26 protein-coding genes are annotated in these 25010 nt (G+C 73.8%); 11 read left to right on the forward strand and 15 right to left on the reverse strand.

All coding sequences use genetic code 11. The annotated features are described in order from the left end of the window. Positions 1–356 precede the first annotated feature (356 nt). Positions 357–953 carry a TetR/AcrR family transcriptional regulator gene (locus CP973_RS28475; RefSeq protein WP_150246771.1) on the reverse strand — a complete coding sequence of 199 codons (597 nt, stop codon included), beginning with the start codon at positions 951–953 and terminating at the stop codon, positions 357–359. A 56-nt stretch (positions 954–1009) separates the two neighbouring features. On the opposite strand from CP973_RS28475, the gene CP973_RS28480 reads away from it, so the two are divergent. Further along, the gene (locus CP973_RS28480) at positions 1010–1411 is read left to right on the forward strand and encodes an STAS domain-containing protein (protein WP_150246772.1); all 402 of its coding nucleotides are present in this window, start codon (positions 1010–1012) and stop codon (positions 1409–1411) included. Positions 1412–1553: 142 nt separating this feature from the next. Here the strand turns inward: CP973_RS28480 and CP973_RS28485 are convergent, their stop codons facing one another. Continuing rightward, positions 1554–2510, reverse strand: coding sequence for an LLM class F420-dependent oxidoreductase (locus CP973_RS28485; protein WP_150246773.1), 957 nt, complete (start codon positions 2508–2510; stop codon positions 1554–1556). A 298-nt stretch (positions 2511–2808) separates the two neighbouring features. Here CP973_RS28485 and CP973_RS28490 point away from each other — a divergent pair, with 298 nt between their 5' ends. The 7 genes from CP973_RS28490 (at position 2809) to CP973_RS28520 (ending at position 9624) form a co-directional block, all read left to right on the forward strand. Continuing rightward, a complete protein-coding gene (locus CP973_RS28490; RefSeq protein ID WP_150246774.1) occupies positions 2809–3999 on the forward strand; it encodes a zinc-dependent alcohol dehydrogenase in 1191 nt (396 codons plus the stop codon). Between the two features lie 55 nt (positions 4000–4054). After that, positions 4055–5077, forward strand: coding sequence for an SDR family NAD(P)-dependent oxidoreductase (locus tag CP973_RS28495; protein WP_150246775.1), 1023 nt, complete (start codon positions 4055–4057; stop codon positions 5075–5077). Beyond that, positions 5074–5751 (forward strand): HAD family hydrolase, encoded by a 678-nt coding sequence (locus tag CP973_RS28500; protein ID WP_150246776.1) that lies wholly within the window; start codon positions 5074–5076, stop codon positions 5749–5751. Before CP973_RS28495 ends, CP973_RS28500 begins: the two co-directional genes overlap by 4 nt. Positions 5752–5899: 148 nt before the next feature. Next, the gene (locus CP973_RS28505) at positions 5900–7705 is read left to right on the forward strand and encodes a thiamine pyrophosphate-requiring protein (protein WP_150246777.1); all 1806 of its coding nucleotides are present in this window, start codon (positions 5900–5902) and stop codon (positions 7703–7705) included. A gap of 87 nt (positions 7706–7792) precedes the next feature. After that, on the forward strand, positions 7793–8416 hold the full coding sequence (locus tag CP973_RS28510; RefSeq protein WP_150246778.1) for a diguanylate cyclase: 624 nt from the start codon (positions 7793–7795) through the stop codon (positions 8414–8416). A gap of 171 nt (positions 8417–8587) precedes the next feature. Continuing rightward, positions 8588–8920, forward strand: coding sequence for a hypothetical protein (locus CP973_RS28515; RefSeq protein ID WP_003983312.1), 333 nt, complete (start codon positions 8588–8590; stop codon positions 8918–8920). A gap of 14 nt (positions 8921–8934) precedes the next feature. Beyond that, positions 8935–9624 carry a DNA polymerase ligase N-terminal domain-containing protein gene (locus CP973_RS28520; RefSeq protein ID WP_150246779.1) on the forward strand — a complete coding sequence of 230 codons (690 nt, stop codon included), beginning with the start codon at positions 8935–8937 and terminating at the stop codon, positions 9622–9624. A gap of 20 nt (positions 9625–9644) precedes the next feature. Here CP973_RS28520 and CP973_RS28525 read toward each other — a convergent pair whose 3' ends face one another. Beyond that, on the reverse strand, positions 9645–9947 hold the full coding sequence (locus CP973_RS28525) for a helix-turn-helix transcriptional regulator (RefSeq protein ID WP_150246780.1): 303 nt from the start codon (positions 9945–9947) through the stop codon (positions 9645–9647). A gap of 66 nt (positions 9948–10013) precedes the next feature. On the opposite strand from CP973_RS28525, the gene map reads away from it, so the two are divergent. Next, positions 10014–10787, forward strand: a complete 774-nt coding sequence (gene map / locus CP973_RS28530; protein WP_150246781.1) for a type I methionyl aminopeptidase — start codon at positions 10014–10016, stop codon at positions 10785–10787. Here map and CP973_RS28535 read toward each other — a convergent pair. The 8 genes from CP973_RS28535 to CP973_RS28570 all read right to left on the reverse strand — a co-directional run bounded on the left by CP973_RS28535 (position 10771) and on the right by CP973_RS28570 (position 19278). Continuing rightward, on the reverse strand, positions 10771–12006 hold the full coding sequence (locus tag CP973_RS28535) for a 4-hydroxybenzoate 3-monooxygenase (protein ID WP_150246782.1): 1236 nt from the start codon (positions 12004–12006) through the stop codon (positions 10771–10773). The two genes, map and CP973_RS28535, sit on opposite strands and share 17 nt — an antisense overlap. 5 nt (positions 12007–12011) lie before the next feature. Continuing rightward, positions 12012–13313: a bifunctional 3-oxoadipate enol-lactonase/4-carboxymuconolactone decarboxylase PcaDC gene (pcaDC, locus tag CP973_RS28540; RefSeq protein ID WP_150246783.1), complete on the reverse strand. Its 1302-nt coding sequence runs from the start codon at positions 13311–13313 to the stop codon at positions 12012–12014. Further along, positions 13310–14806, reverse strand: a complete 1497-nt coding sequence (gene pcaB / locus CP973_RS28545; protein ID WP_425282031.1) for a 3-carboxy-cis,cis-muconate cycloisomerase — start codon at positions 14804–14806, stop codon at positions 13310–13312. Before pcaB ends, pcaDC begins: the two co-directional genes overlap by 4 nt. Beyond that, positions 14793–15491: a protocatechuate 3,4-dioxygenase subunit alpha gene (gene pcaG / locus CP973_RS28550; RefSeq protein WP_150246784.1), complete on the reverse strand. Its 699-nt coding sequence runs from the start codon at positions 15489–15491 to the stop codon at positions 14793–14795. Before pcaG ends, pcaB begins: the two co-directional genes overlap by 14 nt. Continuing rightward, on the reverse strand, positions 15491–16330 hold the full coding sequence (gene pcaH, locus CP973_RS28555) for a protocatechuate 3,4-dioxygenase subunit beta (protein WP_244410052.1): 840 nt from the start codon (positions 16328–16330) through the stop codon (positions 15491–15493). The genes pcaG and pcaH overlap by 1 nt, the downstream gene beginning before the upstream one ends. Positions 16331–16415: 85 nt before the next feature. After that, complete coding sequence (locus CP973_RS28560; RefSeq protein WP_150250394.1) at positions 16416–17606, reverse strand: thiolase family protein; 1191 nt, start codon at positions 17604–17606, stop codon at positions 16416–16418. Positions 17607–17611: 5 nt separating this feature from the next. Continuing rightward, complete coding sequence (locus CP973_RS28565) at positions 17612–18349, reverse strand: CoA-transferase subunit beta (protein WP_150250396.1); 738 nt, start codon at positions 18347–18349, stop codon at positions 17612–17614. A gap of 113 nt (positions 18350–18462) precedes the next feature. Then, entirely contained in the window at positions 18463–19278 is an 816-nt protein-coding gene (locus CP973_RS28570; protein WP_150246785.1) for a CoA transferase subunit A, read from the reverse strand. 210 nt (positions 19279–19488) lie between these two features. On the opposite strand from CP973_RS28570, the gene CP973_RS28575 reads away from it, so the two are divergent. Beyond that, complete coding sequence (locus CP973_RS28575) at positions 19489–21180, forward strand: IclR family transcriptional regulator domain-containing protein (RefSeq protein ID WP_150246786.1); 1692 nt, start codon at positions 19489–19491, stop codon at positions 21178–21180. Positions 21181–21189: 9 nt separating this feature from the next. Here CP973_RS28575 and CP973_RS41485 read toward each other — a convergent pair whose 3' ends face one another. The 3 genes from CP973_RS41485 to CP973_RS28590 all read right to left on the reverse strand — a co-directional run bounded on the left by CP973_RS41485 (position 21190) and on the right by CP973_RS28590 (position 23276). After that, on the reverse strand, positions 21190–21936 hold the full coding sequence (locus tag CP973_RS41485) for a restriction endonuclease (protein WP_150250398.1): 747 nt from the start codon (positions 21934–21936) through the stop codon (positions 21190–21192). A 173-nt stretch (positions 21937–22109) separates the two neighbouring features. Further along, positions 22110–22784 carry an MFS transporter gene (locus tag CP973_RS28585; RefSeq protein WP_150246787.1) on the reverse strand — a complete coding sequence of 225 codons (675 nt, stop codon included), beginning with the start codon at positions 22782–22784 and terminating at the stop codon, positions 22110–22112. A gap of 27 nt (positions 22785–22811) precedes the next feature. Beyond that, positions 22812–23276, reverse strand: a complete 465-nt coding sequence (locus CP973_RS28590; protein ID WP_150246788.1) for a hypothetical protein — start codon at positions 23274–23276, stop codon at positions 22812–22814. 206 nt (positions 23277–23482) lie between these two features. Here CP973_RS28590 and CP973_RS28595 point away from each other — a divergent pair, with 206 nt between their 5' ends. Then, positions 23483–23668: a DUF1737 domain-containing protein gene (locus tag CP973_RS28595; protein WP_150246789.1), complete on the forward strand. Its 186-nt coding sequence runs from the start codon at positions 23483–23485 to the stop codon at positions 23666–23668. An 18-nt stretch (positions 23669–23686) separates the two neighbouring features. On the opposite strand, the gene CP973_RS28600 is transcribed toward CP973_RS28595, so the two are convergent. Then, positions 23687–24988 carry an MFS transporter gene (locus CP973_RS28600; protein WP_150246790.1) on the reverse strand — a complete coding sequence of 434 codons (1302 nt, stop codon included), beginning with the start codon at positions 24986–24988 and terminating at the stop codon, positions 23687–23689. Positions 24989–25010 lie beyond the last annotated feature (22 nt).

The raw sequence follows: 25010 nt of genomic DNA on the forward strand, positions 1-25010 counted from the left end.
ACCACGGAGGTGGAATGGATGGTCTTCTGATTGCGGGCAGCGCCCAGCGCAATGACAGCCATCGGGTCACACCTCCTGAATCTTCACGGCCGGCCGCGGCAGCCGGACGGCCACCGCGAGGAACGGGCTCACCCTAGCCCGGGCAGGATTCCGGCGCCAACGTATTTTGCGCGCCTCCGCCGTTCCCGTGAGAGCCGTGCCCCGCCAGCACCTACCGGCACGCCTCTGTCAACGGTGCCAGCCAAGCGGCCCGCTGCTGGTAGGCGGGAGAGGCGCCGCTGCCGTCGTCGAAGGCGTAGGTGGGGGCGAGGGCGGTCACGAGCCGTCCGTCCTGCCCCCGTACGGCCCGGGCCGGCTCACCGATGCTGTTCGATCAGGCAGCGGGCCATCGTCTGCGCACGGCGTGCGGCGTGCGGGTCGCCCTCGGCGGCGGAGATGATCGAGCCCTTCATGAGGATGTGCCAGGAGCGGGCGAAGCCGTCGCAGTCGCGCAGGTCCGCCTCTTCGGCCAAGGTGCGGACCACGATCCGGACGTTTTCCAGGCAGCGGATGCTGGCCCGGCCCAGCGGGTGCTGCCAGCCCATCTCCAGCAGGACGTTGATGAAGGTGCAGGCGTCGAAGTCGGGGTGGCGGAACCAGTCGTCGAACACGTCGAAGACGGCCAGCAGGCGTTCCTCGGGGGTGCTGCCGCGGCGGCGGGCGCCGGCCTCGATCAGGCCGCGCGTCCACTGCTGTTCACGGCGGTCGAGGAAGGCGAGGACCAGGTCGTCCTTGGAGGGGAAGTGGCGGTAGAAGGTCGCCTTGGCCACCTGGGAGCGGTGGATGACCTCGTTGACGCCGACATCGCGGATGCCCCAGCGCGAGAACAGCTCGTAGGCGGCGCTCAGCACTCGCTCGCGAGCGCCGGGCCGACCCCCGGCGTGCGACGTGGCCGGCGCGCACTCGGTCGTCATGGTGACACCCAGTGTAGGCGTGGACAGACCGGTTTGACTCCTGACACGATGGGGTCATGTCCCTACAGACAGACCGGTCTTCCCAGGCCGGTCCGGATGCCCTGGGGGTCCGCACCCGGCTGTTCGGCTCCTCGGCCGTCCTGACCGTGCGGGGCGAGATCGACTACGGCACCGTACCCGTCCTGGACCAGGCCGTCGCGGAGTTACCGTCCGGCCTGGGGAGCGTGGTCCTCGAAATGACCGGGGTCACCTTCATGGACGCGGCCGGACTGCACTTCCTGCGCCGGCTGGACGCTTACGGCCGGCGGCGCCAGATCCCGGTCCGGGCCCTCAACCTCCGCCGCCAGCCCCGCCGTGTGCTGGAGCTGGCCCGCACGTGGCCCGGCACGCCACGGGCGGAGAAGTTCTTCGGCCGGGTGGCGCCGGCCGGTGCGCCGGTGGCCCAGGAGCCGCAGTGAGAGGGCGGGGTGACGGGCCGTCACCCCGGCGCGCCGCCGCCTCCCTCGTCCCGCTTCATGACCTGTGTTCCGCTTCGCGAGCTGTGTCCAGCTCCATGACCTGTGTCCCGCTCCGTGAGCTGCGCCCCGCCTACCCGTCCCGCTAGTCCGTGACCTGCGGGAGCACCTTCGTCCGGTAGAAGTCGAAGAACCCCCGCTGGTCCGGGCCGATCTGGCCGACGTAGACGGTGTCGAAGCCCGCGTCCACGAAGGCGCGCAGCGCGGAGACGTGCATGTCGACATCGTCGCCGCAGGGGAACCCCTTCGCCGCGTGCTCCGGCGTGACCAGCTGGGACGCCTGCTCGAAGTGGCGCGGGGTGGGGAGGATCTGGGCCAGTTCGCCGGGGAGCAGTTCGCTGGGCCACAGGCGGTGCGCGGTGCGTACGCACTCGTCCCGGTCGGGGCCGTAGCAGACCTTCAGCCCGGCCTGTACGGGCTTGTTGCCGCCGCCGCCCCGGCGGAAGCGTTCGACGGCGTCCGCGTCCGGCGCCATGGTCACGAAGCCGTCGCCGACGCGGGCGGCCAGTTCGGTGGCGTTGGGGCCGAACGCGGAGACGTCGATGGGCACCGGCTCGTCGGGAACGGTGTAGAGGCGGGCGTTCTCCACGGTGTAGTGCTTGCCGTGGTGGCTGACCTCGCCGCCCTCGAAGAGCTGCCGCATCACCTGGACGGCTTCCTCCAGCATCTCCAGGCGCACCGACGCCTGTGGCCAGTGGTCCCCGAGGATGTGCTCGTTGAGCGCTTCGCCGCTGCCCACGCCGAGCCGGAAGCGGCCGTCGAGGAGCACCGCGCTGGTGGCCGCCGCCTGCGCCGTGACCACCGGGTGCAGCCGCATGGTGGGGCAGGTCACCGCGGTCTCCACCGGCAGCGAGGTGACCTGGGACAGCGCGCCGATCACCGACCAGACGAACGGGCTCTGGCCCTGTGCGTCGTTCCACGGGTGGAAGTGGTCGGAGATCCACAGTTTGGTGAACCCGGCCTGTTCCGCCATGCGGGCCTGTTCGACCAGCTCCGCGGGGCTGTGCTCCTCGCAGGCGAGGAAGTATCCGTACTCGGTCATCGGGGCTCCGTGCGCTCTCGACGGCCCGCGCGGGGCCGGGTGGGTGGGTAGGTGGGTTCGCCCCCTCGGGTGAGGCGCCGGGTAACCGTTTTCCCGGCCGGGGAAACCCGTGCGGCGGGCGGTCGGGGCCCGTGGCACCGCCGTACGGAAACGATTCGGCCCGGGCGATGCGGGTACTGGAGCTGCCACGGCGAAGAACACCGCTTTAGACTCAAAAGCGGCTTTTGGGTTACCGGGCGGTCGGCGCTCCCGGCCGGGTCCGTCCGGTGGGCCGGCCGCCAGGACAAGGAGATCCGCGATGCGAGCCACCGTCTGGCACGGCAAGCGGGACGTCCGCGTGGAGCACGTCCCCGATCCACAGATCAAGAAGCCGACCGACGCGATCATCAAGATCACCTCCAGTGGGCTGTGCGGCTCCGACCTGCACCTGTACGAGGTGCTGACCCCTTTCATGACGCCCGGCGACATCCTGGGGCACGAGCCGATGGGGATCGTCGAGGAGACCGGCTCCGGGGTGCCGGACCTCAGTCCCGGCGACCGGGTGGTCATCCCGTTCCAGATCGCCTGCGGCACCTGCCGGATGTGCGGCGACGGCCTCCAGACGCAGTGCGAGACGACCCAGGTGCGCGAGCACGGCTCCGGCGCCGCGCTGTTCGGGTACACCAAGCTCTACGGCTCGGTGCCGGGCGCCCAGGCCGAGTACCTGCGCGTACCCCAGGCGCAGTACGGGCCGATCAAGGTGCCGCACGGCCCGGCCGACGACCGCTTCGTCTATCTCTCGGACGTGCTGCCCACCGCCTGGCAGGCGGTGAGGTACGCGGACGTCACCAAGGGCAGCAGCGTCGCCGTCCTGGGCCTGGGGCCGATCGGCGCGATGTCCTGCCGGATCGCCCGGCATCTGGGCGCCGGGCAGGTGATCGGCATCGACCACGTCCCCGAGCGGCTGGCGCGGGCCCGCCGCGACGGGGCGACCGTCTTCGACCTGGACGCCTTCGACGACGAGGGCGGGCTGATCGACGCCGTCAAGGACGTCACCGACGGCCGCGGCCCGGACGCCGTGATCGACGCGGTGGGCACCGAGGCGCACGGCAGCCCGGCCGGGAAGCTGGCGCAGCAGGCCGCCGGGCTGATGCCCTCGCGCTGGGCCGAGAAGCTGATGAGCAGGGCGGGCGTGGACCGGCTGAGCGCCCTGCACCTGGCCGTCTCCCTGGCGCGCCGCGGCGGCACGGTCTCCATCAGCGGGGTGTACGGCGGGATGACGGACCCGATGCCGATGCTGGTGATGTTCGACAAGCAGCTCACGTTCCGGATGGGCCAGGCCAACGTACGGCGCTGGGCGGACGACATCGTCCCGCTGCTGACGGACGACGACCCGCTGGGCGTGGACGACTTCGCCACGCACCGGTTGCCGCTGGAGAAGGCGCCCGAGGCGTACGAGATGTTCCAGAAGAAGGCGGACGGCGCCATCAAGGTGCTGTTCACGCCGTGACGGGACGGCGCGGGGCACACCGCAGGGCGTTCAGGCCGAGGTGAAGGGACCGGGCATGCCGCATTTCGCTTCCGCACCGCCGATCGCGGGGCTGTCGGCCCTGGTGACGGGCGGGTCGCGCGGACTGGGCCTGCTGATGGCCCGTCAGCTCCTGGCGCGCGGCGCCCGCGTGACCATCCTGGCCCGGGACGGGCAGGAGCTGGCCGAGGCCGCCCGGTCGCTGCGCCGCCCCGGCGGGCCGCCGGTCGCCACCGCCGTGTGCGACGTACGCGACCGCGCGGCGGTCGACCGGGCCGTCGGGGAGGCCGCGGCGCGCGAGGGCGGGCTGGACATCGTCATCGGCAACGCCGGGGTCATCCAGGTGGGCCCGGCCGCCTCACTGGGGCACCAGGCGTTTCACGACGCGATGGCGTCGATCTTCGACGGGGCGCTCAACACGTCCCTGGCGGCCCTCCCCCACCTCCGGCGCAGTCCGGCGGGCGGGCGGCTGGCGCTGATCGGGTCGGTCGGCGGGCTGCTGGCCGTACCGCATCTGCTGCCGTACTCCTGCGCCAAGTTCGCCGTCGCCGCGCTGGCCGAGGGGCTGCACGCGGAGGAGAGCGGGTACGGGGTGTCGGTGACGGCGGTGCATCCGGGGCTGATGCGTACCGGCTCCCATCTGCACGCGCAGTTCGGCGGGGACGCCGCACGGGAGTACGCCTGGTTCTCGGCGCTGGCGGGCACGCCCGTCCTGTCGATGAACGCCGAACGCGCCGCCGGGCGGATCGTCTCCGGGGTGCAGCGCCGCCGTCCCCGTGTCGTGCTGACCCCGGCCGCCCGGCTGGCCGCCACGGCGCACGGCCTGGCTCCCGTGACCACCACCCGCCTGTCCTCGGCCCTGGCGCGGGTGCTGCCGCGGGACGCGGTCGGCGAGCCGGGCGTCACCGAGGGCGCCGCGGTGGAGAGCGGCGGGCGCCGGGCACCGGCCCCGCGGCTGCGCAAGGTGCTCGGCGCGCTCAACGACCGGGCCGCGGGGCGGTTCAACCAGTGCGGCCGGGCGGCACCGCCCGGCCCCCACGGAAGGAGGAACGACGGGTGAGCCCACGCGGAGCGGCACTCTTCGACGTCGACGGAACGCTGGTCGACAGCACCTATCTGCACGCCGTCACCTGGTGGGAGGCGTTCCGCCAGGCCGGGCACCGGGTGCCGATGGCGGACATCCACCGGGCCATCGGCATGGGGTCCGACCATCTGCTGGACCATCTGCTGAGCGGGGACCGGGACCGCGACCGGGACGAGGCGATCCGTACGGCGCACGGCACGCTCTTCGCGCAGTACTGGGAGCGGCTGGCCCCGCTCGACGGCGCGGCCGACCTGCTGCGGGCCTGCGCGAAGCGCGGCTGGACGGTGGTGCTGGCGAGTTCGGCGCACGGCCCCGAGCTGGCCGCGATGCGCCGCGCGCTGGACGCGGAGGACGCGATCACCGCCGTCACCGGCTCCGACGACGTCTCGGCGAGCAAGCCGGCGCCCGACCTGATCAAAAGCGCCCTGGAGCACGCCGGCGTCTCCGCCGACGAGGCGGTCTTCGTCGGCGACACGGTCTGGGACGTGCGGGCCAGTCACCGGGCGGACGTGCCGTGCCTGGCGGTGCTCAGCGGCGGCTATCCGGAGCACGACCTGCGCGAGGCCGGTGCGTACGAGGTCTACGACGGCCCGGCCGACCTGGCCCGGCGGCTGGACAGCAGCCTCCTCGCGGCACCGGGTGAGCGGTGACGTCCCGTACCCGGGCGTCCGGATACGGCCGGCATGCGGACATCCGGACGAGAACCGTCCGGACGGCCGTGCATCCGTACCGGCCCGGACGGGCACACGGAAAGCCGGCCCGGCACCCGCCGTCACGATCGTGAGAGGAAACATCCGCATGTCCACCAAAGTCTCCGACCACATCCTCCAGCGCCTGCGCGCCTGGGACGTCGACCATGTCTTCTCGTACGCGGGGGACGGCATCAACGGGCTGCTGGCCGCCTGGGGCCGGGCCGACAACCGGCCGAAGTTCGTACAGGCCCGGCACGAGGAGATGGCCGCGTTCCAGGCCGTCGGGTACGCCAAGTTCTCCGGCAAGGTGGGCGTGTGCGCGGCGACCTCCGGTCCCGGCGCCATCCACCTGCTGAACGGCCTCTACGACGCGAAGCTGGACCACGTACCGGTGGTGGCCATCGTGGGGCAGACCGCGCGCAGCGCCATGGGCGGCTCCTACCAGCAGGAAGTCGACCTGATGGCCCTGTACAAGGACGTCGCCTCGGAGTTCTGCGAGATGGTGACGGTCCCCGAGCAGCTGCCGAACGTCCTCGACCGGGCGATCCGCACCGCGTACGCCAAGCGCACCGTCACGGCCCTCATCATCCCCGCCGACGTGCAGGAGCTGGAGTACAGCGCGCCCACGCACGAGTTCAAGATGGTGCCGTCCAGCCTGGGCGTGTCGCAGTACGCGCCGGTACCGGCCGACGAGGACCTGCGGCGCGCCGCCGAGGTGCTCAACGCGGGCGAGAAGGTGGCGATCCTGGTCGGGCAGGGCGCCCGCGGGGCCCGTGAGCGGGTCGAGGAGGCCGCCGAGCTGCTCGGCGCCGGGGTGGCCAAGGCGCTGCTCGGCAAGGACGTGCTGTCCGACGAGCTGCCGTACGTGACCGGCGCGACCGGTCTGCTGGGCACCCGTCCCAGCTATGAGCTGATGCAGGAGTGCGACACGCTGCTGGTGATCGGCTCCAGCTTCCCGTACTCGCAGTTCCTGCCGGAGTACGGGCAGGCCCGCGCCGTGCAGATCGACATCGACCCCTTCATGGTCGGGCTGCGCTATCCCTTCGAGGTCAACCTCGTCGGTGACGCGTCCAAGACGCTGGAGCGGCTGCTGCCGCTGCTCCGGCACAAGAAGGCGCGCAAGTGGCGGGAGAAGATCGAGTCGAACGTCGAGCGCTGGTGGAAGGTCATGGAGCGGCGCGCCGCCGTCGAGGCCGACCCGATGAACCCCGAGTACGTGGTGCACGCGCTCGACGCGCTGCTGCCGGACAACGTGATCCTGGCCGCGGACTCCGGCTCGGCGGCCAACTGGTACGCCCGCCACCTGCGGATGCGCGGCAGCATGCGCGGTTCGCTGTCCGGCACGCTGGCCACCATGGGCCCCGGTGTGCCGTATGTGATCGGCGCGAAGTTCGCGCACCCGGAGCGGCCGGCGCTGGCGATCGTCGGTGACGGGGCGATGCAGATGAACGGCATGGCCGAGCTGATCACCGCGTCGAAGTACTGGCGGGAGTGGAGCGACCCGCGCATGATCGTCGCCGTCCTGAACAACGAGGACCTCAACCAGGTGACGTGGGAGATGCGGGCCATGTCGGGCGCGCCGCAGTTCGAGGAGTCGCAGCGCATCCCGGACGTGCCGTACGCCGACTTCGCGCGCTCCATCGGCCTCGGCGGCGTGCGGGTCGAGCGGCCCGACGAGGTGGAGAGCGCGTGGCGGCAGGCGCTCGCCGCCGACCGGCCGTTCGTCATCGACTTCCGTACCGACCCCAACGTGCCGCCCATCCCGCCGCACGCCACGCTCGACCAGATCGAGGCGGCGGCGACCGCGATCCTCAAGGGCGACCCGGAGACGGCGGGGGTGCTCAAGCAGGGCGTCAAGGCGAAGATCCAGGAGTTCCTGCCGGGCAAGGGCCACGGGGACGACCGGAAGTGACCGGCGGACCGGGCCCCGGGCGGCCCGGTCCCGTCCCCCGCCCACCGACCGACCACCACCGACTTCCACGACTTCCAAGGAGGGCCCGTGGCCAGGCTGACGGCACTGAAGGACTGGCGGAACTGGCGGCAGGGGCGAAGGCTGCGCCCCTCCCCCGGCGCCGACGACGTCGAGAACGCGGCACAGCGCGTCCTGTTGTACGGCATCCTGCCCATGTGGTTCGTGCCGGCCGTCGCCGACTGGGTGATGCACCGGCGCACGAACATCGAGAAGACCACCGGGGTCAAGGAGTCGGCGATCCACGCGGTGATGATGGCCGAGGCCGGGGTGCCGGTGCTGGCCGGCCTGGTCGCGCGGGTCAACCCGCTGGTGCTGTCGCTGATGGGCGGTGCCGCCGCCGCGCACAGCGCGACCGCGATCTGGGACGTGACGGTGGCCACCGAGGACCGCGAGGTGCGCCCGGTGGAGCAGCACATCCACAGCTTCCTGGAGGTGCTGCCGCTGGCGGCGGTCGCCTTCACCGCCTGCCTGCACTGGGAGTCCGTACGGGACCTGGCGCGCGGCGGCAAGCGGCCGGACGCCTGGAAACTGCTGCCGAAGGAGCACCCGCTGCCCGGGAAATACCTCGCGGGGATCGCGGCCGGGGTGGGCGCTTGCGTCGCCCTGCCGTACGCGGAGGAATTCATCCGGTGCGTGCGCGCCCGCAAGTGAGGAACGGACCGGTCCGGACCCCGCACGTTCGGCCCGTCGGGGCAGTCGCGGGGCCCGTTCGTTACAGCCCGGAATTCACGGGTAACCGTAGTCCGGGAAACGCCATACGGCAGGCCCGGGACAGGTACGCCGTACGTGTCCGGGGCGTGTGTGAGACAGAGGAGAAACACCATGCCCGCAGGATCGAACGCCAAGCGTGAGCGCCAGTACGAGCACATCAAGGAAGGCGCCGAGAAGCGCGGTACGTCCAAGGGCCGGGCGAAGGAGATCGCGGCCCGTACGGTGAACAAGGAGCGCGCCCGCTCCGGCGAGTCGAAGACGGCCAGCAAGTCCTCGACCCAGGACCGCAAGTCGGCGCCCGAGCGCGGCGGCCAGCGCTCCGGCAACCGCACCGGCTCCAAGGGCCCCACGCGCGACCAGCTCTACAACGAGGCCAAGAAGCGCGGTGTGGAAGGCCGGTCGAACATGAACAAGGACCAGCTGGCCAAGGCCCTCGGCCGCTGACCCGGCGGGCCGGGATGAACGAGGGGCCGCTGCGGACCTATCTCTCGAAACGGCATTTCGACCGGACGTCGGAGCCGCGGGGCGGCGAGGCGTCGGCCTCCTCCGAGAAGCCGCGGTTCGTGGTGCAGATCCATGACGCGAGCACCATGCACTTCGACTTCCGGCTGGAGGCCGACGGGGTCCTCAAATCGTGGTCCGTGCCGAAGGGCCCGTCCACGGACCCGAAGGACAAAAGGCTGGCCATGCCCACCGAGGACCACCCGCTGGACTACCGGGATTTCGAGGGCGTCATTCCGCAGGGCGAATACGGCGGCGGCACGGTGATCGTGTGGGACCAGGGCCGTTACCGCCCGACCACGCACGACAAAAAGGGCCGCCCGGTACCGTTCACCGAAGCCCTGGAAAAGGGCCATGTGACGTTCTGGATGGAGGGCAGGAAACTGCGGGGCGGTTATGCCCTCACCCGTTTCCGCGGCGGCCCGGACAGCGACGAACGGGAATCCTGGCTGCTGGTGAAGGCCGACGACGAGCACGCCGGCGGCCGGGGCACCCCCGACCCGCGGCGGGCCCGCTCGGCCCTGAGCGGGCACACGCTCAAACAGGTGGCCGAGGACGTGGCGGCGGAGACCGGCGCGGCCGAGGACACCGGCGGGACCGGGAAGAAGACAGCGCGGAAGCGGGGCGGGGGCGGCGGGCGCGGGTGAGTCCCCCGCCGCAGGAGAACCTACGCGGTCAACGGCTCACGTGCGCGCCGACCGGACCCGGCCGGTTCGACGCCGGGCCCGGGCCGGCTGATGTCGGCCCACACCGCGTCGAGGGAGAGGCCGAGGACATCGGCGATCGCCGCGATGGTCGGGAAGGAGGGCGTGGCCACCCGGCCCGACTCGATCTTGCGGAGGGTCTCCGGTGACACCCGGGCGTCGAGTGCGACATCGAGCATCGAGCGGTCTCCCCTGGCCCGGCGGAGCACGGCGCCGAGACGCTGACCGCGTTCGACCTCTTCGGGAGTGAGCGGCAACCTGACCATGGGACCGATTCTAGTACCGGTATAGTATGGCCGGTATAGTTATTGGCCGCATGACAAGGACGTCGCATGATCGAGATCCTCAACCCCACCCTGCTGACCCGGGCGAGAGGCGCGGGCGCCCTGGTCGCCGACATCCTCCGGACGCTGAAGGGCCGCAGCACGGTCGGCACCAATCTGCTGGACATCGACCGGTGGGCCAAGGAGATGATCGTCGACGCGGGAGCGCAGTCCTGTTACGTCGACTACGCGCCGTCCTTCGGACGCGGCCCGTTCGGCCACTACATCTGCACGGCCGTCAACGACGCCGTGCTCCACGGCCGGCCGTACGACTACCCGCTCGCCGACGGCGACCTGCTGACGCTCGACCTCGCCGTCTCCAAGGGCGGCATCGCCGCGGACGCCGCCATCAGCTTCATCGTCGGCGACGCGGCGCCGCACCCGGAGAGCGTCGCGATGATCAGCGCGACCGAACGCGCGCTGGCCGCGGGGATCGCCGCCGCGAAGCCCGGGGCCCGCGTCGGCGACATCTCCCATGCCATCGGGACGGTCCTCGGCGCGGCGGGATACCCGATCAACACCGAGTTCGGAGGCCATGGCATCGGCTCGACGATGCACCAGGACCCGCACGTCTCGAACACCGGACGGCCCGGCCGTGGCTACACACTGCGCCCCGGACTGCTGCTGGCGCTGGAACCGTGGGTCATGGCCGACACCGCCGAACTCGTCACCGATGCCGACGGATGGACGCTCCGGAGCGCGACCGGCTGCCGGACCGCGCACAGCGAGCACACGATCGCCATCACCGAGGACGGGGCCGAGATCCTCACCCTGCCGAAGTAGCCGCGGGCGTACGGGCGAACGGCAACCCCGTGTAGTTCTCCGCCAGTTCGGCCGCGGCATGCGGGGAAGCCGCGATCCGGTCGAGCTGCGCGAGCTGCAACCGGGTGTCGAAGGCGCTCTGGCCCGGGTCGGTGTGCAGCGTCGTCGTCATGAAGTACGAGAACTGCTCGGCGCGCCAGACGCGGCGCAGGCAGGTGTCGGACCAGCCGTCCAGCAGCTCCGTGGAGCCGGTTTCCTTCAGGTGGGCGAAGGCGTGGGCCAGTTCGGTGACGTCGGAGGCGGCGAGGTTCAGGCCCTTCGCCCCGGTCGGCGGGACGATGTGCGCCGCGTCCCCGGCGAGCAGCACCCGCCCGTACCGCATCGGCTCGGTGACCACGCTGCGCATCGGCAGGACGGACTTGGCGGTGATCGGGCCGCGGGCGAGGCTCCACGGCCCGTCGGTGGCCGAGCGGGCGTCGAGTTCGTCCCAGATCCGCTCGTCCGGCCAGTCGGCGGGGTCGGTGCCGTTGGGGACCTGGAGGTAGAGCCGGCTGACGGTGGGCGAGCGCATGCTGAACAGCGCGAAGCCCCGCTCGGAGTGGGCGTAGACCAGTTCGTCGCAGGACGGCGGCACGTCGGCGAGGACGCCGAGCCAGGAGTACGGGTAGCCGCGCTCGTACGTACGGCGGGCACCGGCCGGCACCGCGTTTCGCACGACGCCGTGGAAGCCGTCGCAGCCGACGACGTAGTCGCAGGTCAGGGTATGTTCCCGGCCCTGGTGCAGATAGCGGATCACGGGCTGTTCGGTGTCCACGCGCTCCACCGCGAGCGCGCGCGCCCCGAACACCAGCGGCGGTCCTTCCGCGAGCTGGAGGGCGATGAGGTCCTTGACCACCTCGGTCTGCGCGTAGACGAGCACGCTGCGGCCGCCGGTCAGGGACGGGAAGTCGATGCGGTGGGAGCGCCCGGCGAAACGCAGCCGGATGCCGTGGTGGACGATGCCCTCCCGGTCCAGGCGCTCCCCCGCGCCGCAGGCGCGCAGCGTGTCGGCGGTGCCCTGCTCCAGGATTCCGGCGCGCTGCCGCTGTTCGACGTAGGCCCGGTCGCGGCTCTCCAGGACGACGCAGTCGATGCCGGAGCGGTGCAGCAGCCGGGCCAGCAGCAGCCCCGCCGGGCCGCCGCCGACGATGCCGACCGTCGTGGCGGCGGGGGCCGGGGCCGCGGAGGACGCGGGGCGCATCGGGGTCACTTTCCTTTCCGGTGGTCGGTGATGTCACCCCGGTGTTCGGCGATGACACGGTCGGCCAGCGCGAACGCGGAGTTCGCGGCCGGTACTCCGCAGTAGACGGCCGTCTGGAGCAGGACTTCCTGGATGTCCTCGGCGCTCAGGCCGTTGCGCAGCGCGGCGCGCAGGTGCAGTCCCAGCTCTTCGTGGTGACCGCGCGCGACCAGCGCGGTGATCGTCACGCAGCTGCGGGTGTGCCGGGACAGCCCGGGCCGGGTCCAGATCTCGCCCCAGGCGTAGCGGGTGATGAAGTCCTGGAAGACGGCGGTGAAGGGCGTGCTGCGGGCGGCCGCGCGGTCGACGTGGGCGTCGCCGAGCACGGCGCGGCGGACGGCGGTACCGGCGGCGCGGCGTGTGTGGTCGTCGGCGGCGCCACCGTCCTCCGGATACGCCGCGAGGTGGCCGAGCAGCGCGGCGAGCACCTGCACGGGCCGTTCGGCACTGGCCAGGTGGGCGGCCCCGGCCAGCTCGGTGAGGCTCGCGGCGGGGATGCCGTCGGCGAGTTCGCGGGCGTGCGCGGGCGGGGTCGCGGGGTCGTCGCGGCCCGCGACGACGAGGGTGGGCGCGCCGATCCGGCCCAGGTCGCCGCGCAGGTCGTAGGCGGCGAGCGCGTCGCAGCACGCCGCGTATCCCTCGGGCACCACCGTCCGCAGCCCGGCCAGGAGGTCGCGCGCCCGGGGGCTGTCGGCGAACGCCGGGGTGAACCAGCGGCCGGGCGTGGTCCCGGCGACCGCCGCGATGCCCTGTTCCCGTACCAGCGCGGCACGCGCGTACCACCCTTCCGGCTCGCCGAAGCGCGCCGAGGAGCAGACCAGCGCGAGGGACGCGATCCGCTCGGGGTGGTGGACCGCGAGCCAGGCGCCGACCGCGCCGCCCAGGGAGATCCCGGCGTACGCGAACCGGTCGATGCCGAGGGAGTCCGCGAGGGCGAGGACGAGCCCGGCCAGGTCCGCGACCGTAAGGGCGGTCCCGTCCGCACGGGCGGTTCCTTGCGGACGGGCAGCCTCGTCCGTACGGGTGGTTCCTTGCGTACGGGCAGTCCCGTCCGTACGGGCAGTCCCGTCCGTACGGACCGCGAGTACGTCGTACGGAGTCCCGCCGTGCCCGGGAAGGTCCCAGCGCACGACACGGAACTGACGCGCCAGTGCCACCACTTGGGGCTCCCATACCGCGAGCGACGTACCGAGGGACGGGCCCAGGATGAGCGGGGGCGCGTCGGCGGGCCCGTCTTCCCGGTGGTGCGGGAGGGTGGGGGAGGTCATGCGTTCTCCTGCGGGGTCGGTGCGGCGGGGTGCGTGCCGGGGCGGCGCAGGGCGCGGTCCACGAGCGCTCCGGCCGAGCCGGTGTACGCGGCCGGGTCGGCCAGTTCGCGCAGCCGGGCGGCGGGGAAGGCGTCGGCGACGGCGGGATGCCGGGCGCGCAGGGCCCGGCCCAGCGTCCCGGCCAGGCCGGTGCCGTCCTCCCTGGCTCGGCGCGCCACATCGGTGAGCAGCCGTTTGGCCGCGTCCCGGCCGAGGTGGGCGCCGAGCACGGCCGCGAGGCGTTCGGCGACGATCCCGCCGCCGGTCGCGTCGAGATTGGCGCGCATCCGCTCCGGGCGCACCCGTAGTCCGGCGGTCAGTTCCGCGGCGTCCCGGGCCGCGCCGCCCACCAGCCGCAGGGCGTCGCGCAGCGGCTGCCACTCCGCGTGCCAGGCCCCGGCCGGCCGTTCGTCCTCGGCGGCCAGGGCCCCGTACAGCACTCCGGCCAGCGCCGGGACCTGCCGGGCAGCGGCGGCGATCAGCGTGGCCCGTACGGGGTTGGCCTTGTGCGGCATGGCGGAGGAGCCGCCGCCGCTGCCCTCGGCCAGCTCGCCGGTCTCCGTACGGGACAGGGCCAGCACGTCGGCGGCGACCTTGCCGAGGGCGCCGGCGGTGTGGGCCAGCGCGCCGGCGAGGTCGGCGACGGGGGTGCGCAGTGTGTGCCAGGGCAGTACGGGTTCGGCGAGGCCGGTCTCGGCCGCGTACGCGGCGAGCAGCCGCAGCCCGAGGTCGGATCCGGGCACCGGCTCGCGGCCGTCGGCCTCCGCGAACGCGTGGAACGCGGCGAGGGTGCCCGCCGCGCCGCCCAACTGGGCGGGCAGCGCGGCCCGTACGGCGGCGAGCCGGTCCCGGGCGTCCAGCACCAGCTCCCGCCATCCGGCGGCCTTGAGGCCGAACGTGGTCGGCACCGCGTGCTGGGTGAGCGTACGGCCCGCCATCGGTGTGTCGCGGTGCTCGGCCGCCGCCCGGGCCAGGGCGGCCGCGGTGTCGTCCAGGTCGCCGAGCACCGCGGCCAGCGCACGTGAACAGACCAGCATCGTGGCCGTGTCGACGATGTCCTGGCTGGTGGCGCCGCGGTGGACGTATGCGGCGGCACCGGCGTCCCGTTCGGACACGGCCGTGGTGAGGGCGTCGACCAGCGGAATGACCGGATTGCCGCCGGAGCGGGCCCGTACCGCGAGGTCGCGGGCGTCGTACCGGCCGGTGTCCCGCGCGGCCGCGGTGACGGCCTCGGCCGCCGCGGGCGGCACCAGGCCGACGGCCGCCTGCGCCCGGATCAGCGCCACTTCCGCGTCCAGCAGGGCACGTACGTACGCGGCGTCGCCGGTGGCGGTCTCGACGGCGGAGTCCACCCGGCCCGGGGCCAGCAGGCCGTCGTCCGAGGCCGACGGACCGTCGTCCGAGGGCAGCGGGCCGTCGTCCGAGGGCAGCGGGCCGTCGTCAGCGGAACTCAAGGAAGACCGTCTCCTCGCACGTGCCGTCGTCCGCTGTCGTGCCCGCGTCGGCCGGGGCCTGGAGACGGATGTCGAAGCGGTAGCGCCGCTCGCCGTCGGCGCGCGCGACCAGGGTGCGCGCCCGGTGCGCCGGGAGCTGTGACAGCAGCGGATCGGCCGCGTGGACCGCCGTGTCCTCGGGGAAGTACACCCGGGTGAACAAGTGGTGCAGCAGGCCGCGGGCGAAGACGCACACCGCGATGTACGGTGCCGCGTCCGGCCGGCCCGCCGGCGCGGTGGCGGGCAAGGTGCGCAGCGCGTAACGGCCGTCGGCGTCGGTCGGCACCCGGCCGAAACCGGTGAACTCCACCCCGTCGCGCCCGATGACCGCGCCGGTCGCCGGGTCGCGGCGCAGCGAGCCGGGCGCGCCGCGCAGGCTCCCGTCCGGACCGGCCTGCCAGAACTCCAGCAGCGCGTCCGGCACGGGCTCGCCCGCGCCGTCGAGGACGCGGCCGTGCAGGGTGATGGTGTCGGGGTGACCGGCGGGGGCCATGTCCCCGCCGCCGGGGAACGGCAGCGCGTAGCCGTAGAAGGGGCCGATGGTCTGGGAGGGGGTGGGGGCGAGGGTCCCGGGTGTCTCCCCGGCCTCCGGGGCGGGCTGGTGCGGTACGCCCGGGTACTCGTGCGGTGTGGAGGTGGCGGACATCAGCGTTCCTCCTCGGTCCAGGTGGCGGACGGTCCGTCCAGCACGATGTCCCAGCGGTAGCCGAGGGACCACTCCGCGCGGGCGAGTTCCGGGTCGTACGCGCAGACCAGCCGGGCGCGGGCCCGCGGGTCGGTGCACGAGGCGAGGATCGGGTCGTACGGGAACAGCGGGTCGCCGGGGAAGTACATCTGGGTGACGAGCCGCTGGGTGAAGGCGGTGCCGAAGAGCGAGAAGTGGATGTGCGCCGGGCGCCAGGCGTTGTGATGGTTGCGCCACGGGTAGGCGCCGGGCCGGACGGTGGTGAACGCGTACCGCCCCGCGTCGTCCGTCAGACACCGGCCGACGCCGGTGAAGTTGGGGTCGAGCGGCGCCGGGTGCTGGTCCCGCCGGTGGGCGTACCGGCCGGCGGCGTTGGCCTGCCAGATCTCCACGAGCTGGCCGCGCACCGGGCGGCCCGCGCGGTCCCGCACCCGGCCGGTGACGGTGATCCGCTCGCCGAGCGGTTCACCGGCGTGCTGCCGGGTCAGATCGGCGTCCAGGGCGGTCACGTCGGTGACGCCGAAGGCGGGCCCGGACAGCTCGACGGCCTCCGGGTCGCGCAGTGCGTCGATCGCGGCGAGCGGCTGCCGCGGGTGGCGCAGACGGGTGCTGCGGTACGGGGCGAAGTCGCGGCCGGGATGCGCCGGTACGGGTCCGCCCGCCGCGCGGGCGTCGGCGGCGGCGCCGTGCAGCGCGGCGATCTCGCGGTCGATGACGGACTGCGGTTCGGGGCCCGGGGGCAGCGGTGCAGGGGCCGCCACGGGGTGCGCCGGGGCGGCGGACGCGCTCGGTGGAGTCATCGGGCTTCTCCAGACGTAGGGCCTGCGGGGGCTTTCGGGCTGGTGGTTACGGGCCGGAGGCACGGTCGCCGTGCGGGCGGACCGGTCATCGTTCGAGGGTGAGGGCGAGTCCTTGGCCGACGCCGATGCACAGGGCCGCCAGGCCCGTGCCGGAGGAGCCGCGGGCGGCCAGCTGGTGGGCGACCGCCCCGGCCAGCCGGGCCCCGGAGGCACCCAGCGGATGCCCCAGCGCAATCGCCCCGCCCCGCGGGTTGACCACCTGCGGATCCAGCTGCGGCCACTGCGCCAGACAGCCCAGCGCCTGCGCCGCGAACGCCTCGTTCAACTCCACCACCGCCAGCTCCGCCAGAGTCCGCCCGGCCCGCTCCAGAGCCCGGCGGACGGCCTCGACCGGCCCCAGACCGAACAACTGCGGCTCGATCCCGCTCACCGCACCCGCCCCGATCCGGGCCAGCGGCTCCCGCCCGGTCGCCCGCAACCCCTCCTCATCGGCCAGCAGCAGGGCAGCGGCCCCGTCGCTCAGCGGCGAGGCATTGCCCGCCGTCACCGTGCCGCCCTCGCTGCGGAAGGCCGGACGGAGCCTGGCCAGCGCCTGCGGGGTGGTGGTGGGGCGGATCGCCTCGTCACGGGCCAGGTCGGTGTCCGCCAGCGGCACCACCTCACCGTCATACGCCCCCGCCTCCCACGCCCCGGCGGCCTTGCGGTGGCTGGCCAGCGCGAACGCGTCCTGCTGCGCGCGCCCGATGCCGAACTTCTCCGCGATCAGCTCGGCACCCTCACCCAGCGCCACCGTCCACTCAGGCGCCATACGGGGGTTGGTCATCCGCCAGCCCAGCGTGGAGGAGAACAGCTCCTGATGCCCGGCCGGAAAGGCCCGCTCGGCCTTGGGCAGGACGTAGGGGGCGCGGCTCATCGACTCCACCCCGCCCGCCAGCACGATGTGCGCGTCCCCGAGGGCGATGGCGCGGGCGGCCTGGAGGACGGCCTCCAGGCCGGAGCCGCACAGCCGGTTGACCGTCACCCCCGGCACCGTCACCGGCAGCCCGGCCAGCAGCACCGCCATCCGCGCCACATTCCGGTTGTCCTCCCCCGCCCCGTTCGCATCCCCGAACACGACATCATCGATCCGCCCCGGATCCAGCCGCGGGGTCCGCTCCACCAGCGCCCGCACCACATGCGCCGCCAGATCATCAGGACGCACCCCACTGAGCCCACCCCCGTACTTCCCGAACGGCGTCCGCACCGCATCCACCACATACACATCACGGGCGCCCATGGGGCTCATGCCGCCCTCCTTCCGGCCGCCTTGAGCGCGCGCAGAGCGGTCAGTTCGCCTTCTGTCGGCGCTTCGGTGACCGTCAGGTCCGCCGCCACGCGCAGGTCCCAGCCGGTCGCTTGCCGGGCCTGTTCCACCGTGGCACCGGGGTGCAGCGCCGTCAGCACCAGTTCGGCGGTGCCCGGGTCCGGGCGCAGGATGCCGAGGTCGGTGATGACGGCGGTGGGTCCGGCGCCGCGCATGCCGAGGGCGGCGCGGTCGCCCGGCCCGGTGCCGTGGCCGAGGGTGGTGACGAAGTCGAGCGCGGGCACGAGGTTACGGCGGGTGTGCCGCAGCACGATCAGTACCTCGCCGCAGTTGGCGGCGATCTCGGGGGCGCCGCCGGCGCCGGGCAGCCGGCCCTCCGGCTGGCCCGGGCCGCGGTCCACGACCGTGGTGTTGATGTTGGCGAACCGGTCGAGCTGGGCGGCGCCGAGGAAGCCCACGTCGATCCGGCCACCCTGGAGCCAGTAGTTGAACATCTCCGGCACCGAGACCACCGCGTCGGCGGTGTCGGCCAGTTCGCCGTCGCCGATGGACAGCGGCAACCGGGTCGGCCGGGAGCCGATGGTGCCGGATTCGTAGACCAGGACCAGGTCCGGGTTGACGGTGCGGCGCGCGAGGTTGGCGGCCGTGCTGGGCAGCCCGATCCCGACGAAGCAGCTGCGCGCGCCGGCCAGCGCACGGGCCGCGTTGATCTCCATCAGCTCGTCGCGCCCGCACCGGGCGCCGTCGTCCGTACCGCTCGTGCAGCTTGCTCCGCCCGTACCGCTTGCTCCGCCCGTACCGCTTGCTCCGCCCCTGCCGCCCCTGCCGCTCATCGGGATTCCTTCCGTACGTTGTCGTCCAGCCAGCGCGTGAACGTGTCCCGGTCGCGGGAGACGGCGTCCCACTCCTGGTAGAAGTCGTTGTCCCGGACCGAGTACCCGGCCGCGTACGAGGGGTGGGCGCCGCCGGGCACCGCCGCGACGGCGTCGATCACCCAGCCGGGCAGCACCACCGAGCCGGGCCGGGGCTCCAGCGCTCCGTCGACGATCTCCTCGACGGTGACCAGCACCCGCCGGGCGGCCAGCACCGCTTCCTTCTGCACCCCGGTCAGGCCCCACAGCTGTACGTTGCCGTCGCGGTCGGCCTGCTGGGCGTGGATGACCGTGACGTCCGGGTTGAGGGCGGCCACGGCGGCCAGTTCCTCGCCGGTGAAGGGGCAGGTGACGGTGGCGACGGTGTCCGTACGGCCGGGAATGCCGCTGCCGCGGTAGCCGCGCAGCACCGCGAACGGCAGCCGCGAGGCGCCGGCGACATAGCGGTTGGCCATCCCCGCGTGGCTGTGCTCGTCCAGTTCCAGCGGGCGCGGCCAGCCGTTCTCGACCGCGTCGCGGAAGCGGTGCAGGGATCCCACGCCGGGGTTGCCGCCCCAGGAGAAGACCAGTTTGCGGGCCGCGCCCGCGCCGATGAGCTGGTCGTAGACCACGTCCGGCGTCATGCGGACCAGGGTCAGGCCGGTGATGTCCTGCCGGATGATCTCGTGCGCCGCGGCGAACGGGATCAGGTGGGTGAAGCCCTCCAGCGCGACGGTGTCCCCGTCGTGGACCAGGTCCCCGACGGCGTCGTGCAGGGAACGGATGTCGGCCATGTCCTCACCCTCGCGTCGATCTGCGGCACCGGGCGCCCGAAGCCGTACGGCCCGCCCGCACTCATCTTGTCCGCCACTTCGCCCGCCCTTTGTTCGCCACGTGAACTGAAGTTCACGATCGGGCGTGCCCAGAGTCTGTCCCCCTCTCCCGGCCCTGTCAACGGGTCACCGGGTACGGTTCCGACGAGATTTCCGCACCGTGGAGAGCCCATGACGCACCCCGCCACCGACGCCCCGCCGCCGCCCCAGGAGGCGGTGGGCCCGCTGATGCGCAGCCTGTCCGTGCTGCGCGCGCTCTCCACGGGCGGCGGGCGGCAGGCCGTCGGCGACCTCGTCCGCGCGACCGGGCTGGCGCGCTCCACCGTCGACCGCGTCCTGAGCACCCTGGCCCGCCTCGGGTACGTACGCGTCGAGGGCCGGGACGCGGTGCTCGCGCCCGGACTGTTGGAACTGGGCAACGCCTACCTGGCCGCCTCCGCACTGCCCGACCGGCTCGGCCCGGCCGCCGAACGGCTCGCCGACGCGCTCGACGAGTCGGTCTCGCTCGCCGTGCCGGACGGCGACGGGGTGCGCTTCGTCCACCAGGCGACACGGCGGCGCGCGATGTCGCTCGCGTTCCGCATCGGCGACCTGCTGCCCGCCGAACGCGGTGCCCCCGGCGCCCTGTTCGCGGCCGGCTGGGACGAGGACGCCTGGCGGCGCTGGCGGGAGCGGCGCGCGGCGGACCCCACGGACGCGGGCTTTCCGGCTGTACCGCCGCGCCGGGACACGAACGGCGGTACGGGCGGCCCGGAGCACCCCGGCGCGGACTTCGCGTCCCGGGTCGAGGCGGCCCGTACCGCGGGCTGGTCCCTGGACGACCAGCTGATCGAACCGGGTCTGGTCGCCGTCGCCGTGCCCGTGCGCGACCCCCGGGGCCGCCCGGTGTGCGCGGTCAGCGTCGTCAGCCACACCAGCCGGCTGGCCGCCGCCGACCTGCCCGCCGCCGTACTCCCCCGGCTGCGCGAGACCGTCGCCGAGATGGAACGCGCCCTGGCCGATCCCGTCCCGCCCCGCCCCGTCCCCGAGCCCGCCGCCACCCGGCACGCCTCCTGGATGCGCGCCTCCAAGCAGGAGCTGGGCCCGGAGTTCGTCGAGTCACTGGCCCGCGGCCTGCTCACGCTCACCGCGTTCGGCACCGGCCGCGCCGAACTCCCGCTGACCGCCGTCGCCCAGGCCACCGGCCTCGCCCGGGCCACCGCCCGGCGCGCCCTGATCACTCTGGAGCACCTCGGCTACCTCGCCTCGGACGGGCGCCTCTTCCGCCCCACACCGAAGGTGCTCGACCTGGGCTTCGCCCCGCTGTCGGGCCTGACGCTGCCCGAGATCGCCCAGCCCCACCTGGCCGCGCTGGTGGAGCAGGTGCACGACTCCGCGTCGATGGCGGTGCTGTCCGGTACGGACATCCAGTACGTGGCGCGGGTCCCCACCGTACGGATCATGAGCGTCAACATCACCGTGGGCACCCGCTTCCCGGCCTACCCCACCTCCATGGGCCGGGTCCTGCTCGCCGGCCTCCCCCCGGCAGAACGCACCGCCCGTCTCACCCGCACCGCCCTCACCCCGCTCACCCAGCACACGGTCACCTCCCCCGAACGCCTCGCGGCCCTGCTGGAGCAGGCCGGCGAAGAGGGATACGCCCTGGTGGACGAGGAGTTGGAGGAGGGCCTGCGCTCGATCGCCGTTCCCATACGCGACCGCGACTCCCGCGTCGTCGCCGCCGTCAACATCTCCACCCACGCGGGCCGCCGTTCCCCCGCCGAGGACCGCGACGCCTTCCTGCCCCCGCTGCGGGCTGCCGCGGCGCGCATCGAGGCGGATCTGCGTACGGCGGGGCGGTATCTGCGGATCGCGGCGGCGTAGGTGGCCGGGTCACGCCCAGGGCGCCGCCCCGCCCCCGTTCGCCCAGGCGACCAGCCGTTCGCCGTCGAAGCAGCGGATGCCGCAGGTGGCGGCGTAGTCGGCGGCGGGTTCGGTGAAGGTGCTCGTGGTGACGACGGCGGCGACCTCGGCCTCGTGCACCGTGAAGCAGGTGCCGCCGAAACGCTGTACGTCCTGGGAGCCGACCTTGTTCGTCCCGCCGTACCGCTTGCACTGGATGATGATCCGCCGGCCGTCGGACGCGGTGGCCAGTACGTCCGCGCCCAGGTCCCCCGCGCCGCCGACCACCTGGACGTCCCGGCAGCCGTCGCGTTCGCAGAGGCGGGCTATCGCCTGCTCGAAGCCGTCCGCGTCCAGGGCGAGGAAGTCCTCGACACGCCAGGGCGCCGCGTCGGCCGTCCCGGCCCCGGCCGTCGGACCGGTCTCCGCGACCGGGCCGGCCTCCGTCATCGGACCGGCCTCCGTCATCGGAGCGGCCGGAGCGGCCGCGGCCATCGCCGCCACCTCCGCCTCGGCCTCCGCCTTCCCCTCCCGCGCCGCCCGCCGCAGCTCACGCAGCCGCGGCATGCCACGCACCGCCACCACGGCCACGGCCACGAGCAGCGGGAGGACCACGGCGCCCACGCCGAGCGCCGGGCCCGGGTGCGCGACCGCCCACCGGACCGCTTCCCGTACGGCGAGGTATCCGCCGCAGAGCAGGGCGCCGACCACGGCCAGGACGAACACCGTCCGCCGCATCGGGTACGCGCGGGCACCGGTACGGGAACGGGCACGGACGCCGGGGCGGAGCGAGCCGGGTGACGTGCCGTCAACTCTCCATGGTGCGGCCACGGGCGGGGCTCCTTCACTTCCGCGGGACGGGTACGACTGCGCTGATCACCTCCTGCCCCGCGGAACCGCATCCATGATCGTCACTGGGTCGCGGCCGCCTCCGCCCGAGCCCGCCCCACACCTCGCCCGACGCCCCGGCGCGCCACCGGCGCCAGCGCGACGCTCACCGCCCCGACCAGCCCCGCCAGAGCGAACGCGGCGAATCCGAGGCGGTCGTCGCCGCTCGCGGCCGGCGTGCCGCCGAGCCAGGGCCCGGCGACCGCGCCCGTACGGCCGATGCCGGTGACCCAGCCCGGGCCGGTGGCGCGGCCGGCGGGCGGGTACACGCGGTCGGCCGCCGTGTACACCATGACCTGCGCGCTGAACAGCCAGACGCCGGTGACCGCCACGACCGCGTACGTCAGCCCGAGCGGCAGCCGCGCGCCCAGCGGCAGCGCTCCGGCGGCGGTGAGCAGGAACCAGACGGCCGAGACGCGGACCGGGCCGAAACGGCCGGCGGTGCGGCCGGCCACCAGCATGCCGACGATGCCGCCCGCGTTGACGGCCATCAGGAAGCCGGCCGAGGACGTGAGGCCGTAGCCCGAGGCGCGCATCATCTGCGGCAGCCACGTACTGATCCCGTACACGAGCATCAGGCCGCAGAAGGAGGCGGCCCAGAGGAGGGGCGTCGCCCAGCGGGTGCCGGGTCCGGACAGGCCGAGGACCGCGCCGAGGCGCCCCTTCGCTCCAGCGGACGGCACGTCGGCCGCGGCCACGGATCAGCACGCCGCCCCGACCCCCTGTCAACGCCCCGCGCGCCCCTTCCCCGCGCCCGCCCGCCGCCGGTTCCGCAGGTCGCGCCCCACCGCGGCGGCCACGGCTCCCACGATGATCAGCACCGCCCCCAGCGCGGCCACCGCGGTCAGCGGGCCTCCGCCGGTGGCGGGCAGGGCGGGGCGCCCCGTCGGCGGGGAGGCGGGCCCGGCTCCCGTACGGAGACCGGGGCCGGGCGTCAGAACCACCGGCTCCGGAAGGCAGTCGCCGGGAGTGGAACAGCGGACCGTTCCGTCCGTCCCGTCGGACGGCATGGCCGGATCGCCGGTCGGTACGGGCGGGGCCACCACGGCCGACGACCGGTCGCCGGGCGGCGCGACGGCGTACGCGCCGCCGGGAGAACCGCACACGAGAACCAGGAGCGCGGCGAGCAGCAGTGCGACGGGCCCGCCGGGACGCGGATGCCGCGGCGCACAGAGGGGAAGTGCGTGCACGGCGCTCTCCTGACGGGCGGTGAAATCCGGTTCGCTGCCAGCACTGTGCAGCAAAGCCACCGGCCGCACGCCGTCGCTCGCGGCCCGTCGCCGCCCCGATCACCCGTATTCCGCACACGGCAGTGTCCGGCCGGCGGCCGTACGCGGGGTGCGTACGACCGCGCCCGCCCGTTCGACGGACGGGCAGGTCTGGAATCCTCCTCCTCATGAGCACACCACCAGACGGGCTACCCGCCTACCGCGTCCTGACCGGACCGGACGATGCCACGTTCTGCCGGCGCGTGAGCGAAATGCTGGAGCTCGGTTACGAGTTGCACGAAGGCCCCGCCGTCGCCTTCAACGGCGAGCGCGTCATCGTCGCCCAGGCGCTGATCTGGCCGACACGACCGTAGGGACCCGGCCAGGCACGGTCAATCGCCCCTGAGCCCGTGCGTCCGCGTGCCGCGGCGCGCGCGGGCGTGGGCGACGGCCAGGGCGAGCAGTACCGCCAGGCACAGCACGGCGGTCGCGCAGGCGAAGTACTGCACGGCAGCGAGAAGCCCGACCGCAGCGGCGAGGAGGCCCACGCCGATGACGGGCAGGCCGACGCCGAGGTAGATGATCACGTAGAAGCTGGAGAGCACGTCGGCCCGGCGCTCGGCGGGGGCCGCCGCGTTGACCGCCGTCAGGCCGCCCAGGAAGACCAGTCCCTGGCCGACACCGGCGATCACGGTCGCGGCGAGCAGCAGGGGCAGCGAGGCGAGGCCGCCCGCGAGGGCGAGCAGTGCCAGCCCGGTGGCCAGCAGCGGGAGTCCGGCGAGTTCCAGGGCCCGCGCCGGCCTGCCGTAGCCGAGGAGCTGGGCGAGGGCGGAGCAGGCCAGCATCAGGGCCACGGCCGCGCCGCCCAGGAGCAGATTGCCGCTGCCGGAGAGCGTGGCGACGTAGGTGGGCACGAGGGTCAGGAACAGTCCGATCACGGCGAACGCGAGGAATCCCGCCGTCCCGCTGGTCGCGAACACCGCCCGCACGGCGTGCGGGATCCCCGGCCGGCGGGGGCGCCACCGCCTGCCGGGACGGGCCGCGGGCAGCGCGAGGACGGCTGCCGCCGCGGGGATCAGCAGGGCGATCTCGATCGCGTAGGGCAGGACGTACGGCGCCGGGGCGTACTCGGCGAGCAGACCGGCCAGTACGGGGCCGAGCCCCAGCCCGCCCACGGAGGCCACGGTGGAGACCAGCGCCGCCTTGCGGCGGTCGCCGGCCGGTTCGAGTTCCGTCAGCGCCGCGGTGAGCGGTCCCGAAGCCGCTCCGACGGCGAGGCCTTGCAACACCCGGGCGGCGAACAGCCATCCCGTACCGTCGGCGAGGGCGAGGACCAGCGACCCCAGCAAGGCCACCGCCACCGCCGGCAGCAGCACCCTGCGAGGGCCGACCGCGTCCGAGAGCGGGCCGGCCAGCAGCAGACAGGGGATCAGCACGGCGACGTACGCGGCGAAGATCAGCGTGACGACCAGCGGCGAGAACCCGAAGCGCGCCGCATAGCCCCGGTACAACGGCGTCGGCAGATTCGTGCCGGCCAGCAGGACCAGCAGCGCGTACGCGGCGCCCCGGAACCGCCACCGCCCTCCGGGCGAGGGCCGCCCGGTCGCATGCGGTGAGCCGGAAGACCGGGCGATCCGGCGGGTGGCGCGTGGCGGCCGGTGGCCGGCCCCCACGGCGAGGCGATCGAGCGGCATCCATTCCTCCCCAGGCAACATG

Origin of the sequence: Streptomyces albofaciens JCM 4342 (assembly GCF_008634025.1) — a bacterium.
Lineage (GTDB): Bacteria > Actinomycetota > Actinomycetes > Streptomycetales > Streptomycetaceae > Streptomyces > Streptomyces albofaciens.

Bases quoted from the DNA above. Each gene is read 5' to 3' on its own strand.
- CP973_RS28480 (WP_150246772.1), top strand. From the start codon at position 1,010: ATGTCCCTACAGACAGACCGGTCTTCCCAGGCCGGTCCGGATGCCCTG.
- pcaH (WP_244410052.1), bottom strand. From the start codon at position 16,330: ATGACTCCACCGAGCGCGTCCGCCGCCCCGGCGCACCCCGTGGCGGCC.
- CP973_RS28475 (WP_150246771.1), bottom strand. From the start codon at position 953: ATGACGACCGAGTGCGCGCCGGCCACGTCGCACGCCGGGGGTCGGCCC.
- CP973_RS28525 (WP_150246780.1), bottom strand. From the start codon at position 9,947: ATGGTCAGGTTGCCGCTCACTCCCGAAGAGGTCGAACGCGGTCAGCGT.
- CP973_RS28495 (WP_150246775.1), top strand. From the start codon at position 4,055: ATGCCGCATTTCGCTTCCGCACCGCCGATCGCGGGGCTGTCGGCCCTG.
- map (WP_150246781.1), top strand. From the start codon at position 10,014: ATGATCGAGATCCTCAACCCCACCCTGCTGACCCGGGCGAGAGGCGCG.
- CP973_RS28535 (WP_150246782.1), bottom strand. From the start codon at position 12,006: ATGCGCCCCGCGTCCTCCGCGGCCCCGGCCCCCGCCGCCACGACGGTC.
- pcaDC (WP_150246783.1), bottom strand. From the start codon at position 13,313: ATGACCTCCCCCACCCTCCCGCACCACCGGGAAGACGGGCCCGCCGAC.
- CP973_RS28490 (WP_150246774.1), top strand. From the start codon at position 2,809: ATGCGAGCCACCGTCTGGCACGGCAAGCGGGACGTCCGCGTGGAGCAC.
- CP973_RS41485 (WP_150250398.1), bottom strand. From the start codon at position 21,936: ATGCGGCGGACGGTGTTCGTCCTGGCCGTGGTCGGCGCCCTGCTCTGC.
- CP973_RS28485 (WP_150246773.1), bottom strand. From the start codon at position 2,510: ATGACCGAGTACGGATACTTCCTCGCCTGCGAGGAGCACAGCCCCGCG.
- CP973_RS28565 (WP_150250396.1), bottom strand. From the start codon at position 18,349: ATGGAGATCAACGCGGCCCGTGCGCTGGCCGGCGCGCGCAGCTGCTTC.
- CP973_RS28595 (WP_150246789.1), top strand. From the start codon at position 23,483: ATGAGCACACCACCAGACGGGCTACCCGCCTACCGCGTCCTGACCGGA.
- CP973_RS28515 (WP_003983312.1), top strand. From the start codon at position 8,588: ATGCCCGCAGGATCGAACGCCAAGCGTGAGCGCCAGTACGAGCACATC.
- CP973_RS28575 (WP_150246786.1), top strand. From the start codon at position 19,489: ATGACGCACCCCGCCACCGACGCCCCGCCGCCGCCCCAGGAGGCGGTG.
- CP973_RS28505 (WP_150246777.1), top strand. From the start codon at position 5,900: ATGTCCACCAAAGTCTCCGACCACATCCTCCAGCGCCTGCGCGCCTGG.
- CP973_RS28570 (WP_150246785.1), bottom strand. From the start codon at position 19,278: ATGGCCGACATCCGTTCCCTGCACGACGCCGTCGGGGACCTGGTCCAC.
- pcaG (WP_150246784.1), bottom strand. From the start codon at position 15,491: ATGTCCGCCACCTCCACACCGCACGAGTACCCGGGCGTACCGCACCAG.
- CP973_RS28520 (WP_150246779.1), top strand. From the start codon at position 8,935: ATGAACGAGGGGCCGCTGCGGACCTATCTCTCGAAACGGCATTTCGAC.
- CP973_RS28560 (WP_150250394.1), bottom strand. From the start codon at position 17,606: ATGGGCGCCCGTGATGTGTATGTGGTGGATGCGGTGCGGACGCCGTTC.
- CP973_RS28600 (WP_150246790.1), bottom strand. From the start codon at position 24,988: ATGCCGCTCGATCGCCTCGCCGTGGGGGCCGGCCACCGGCCGCCACGC.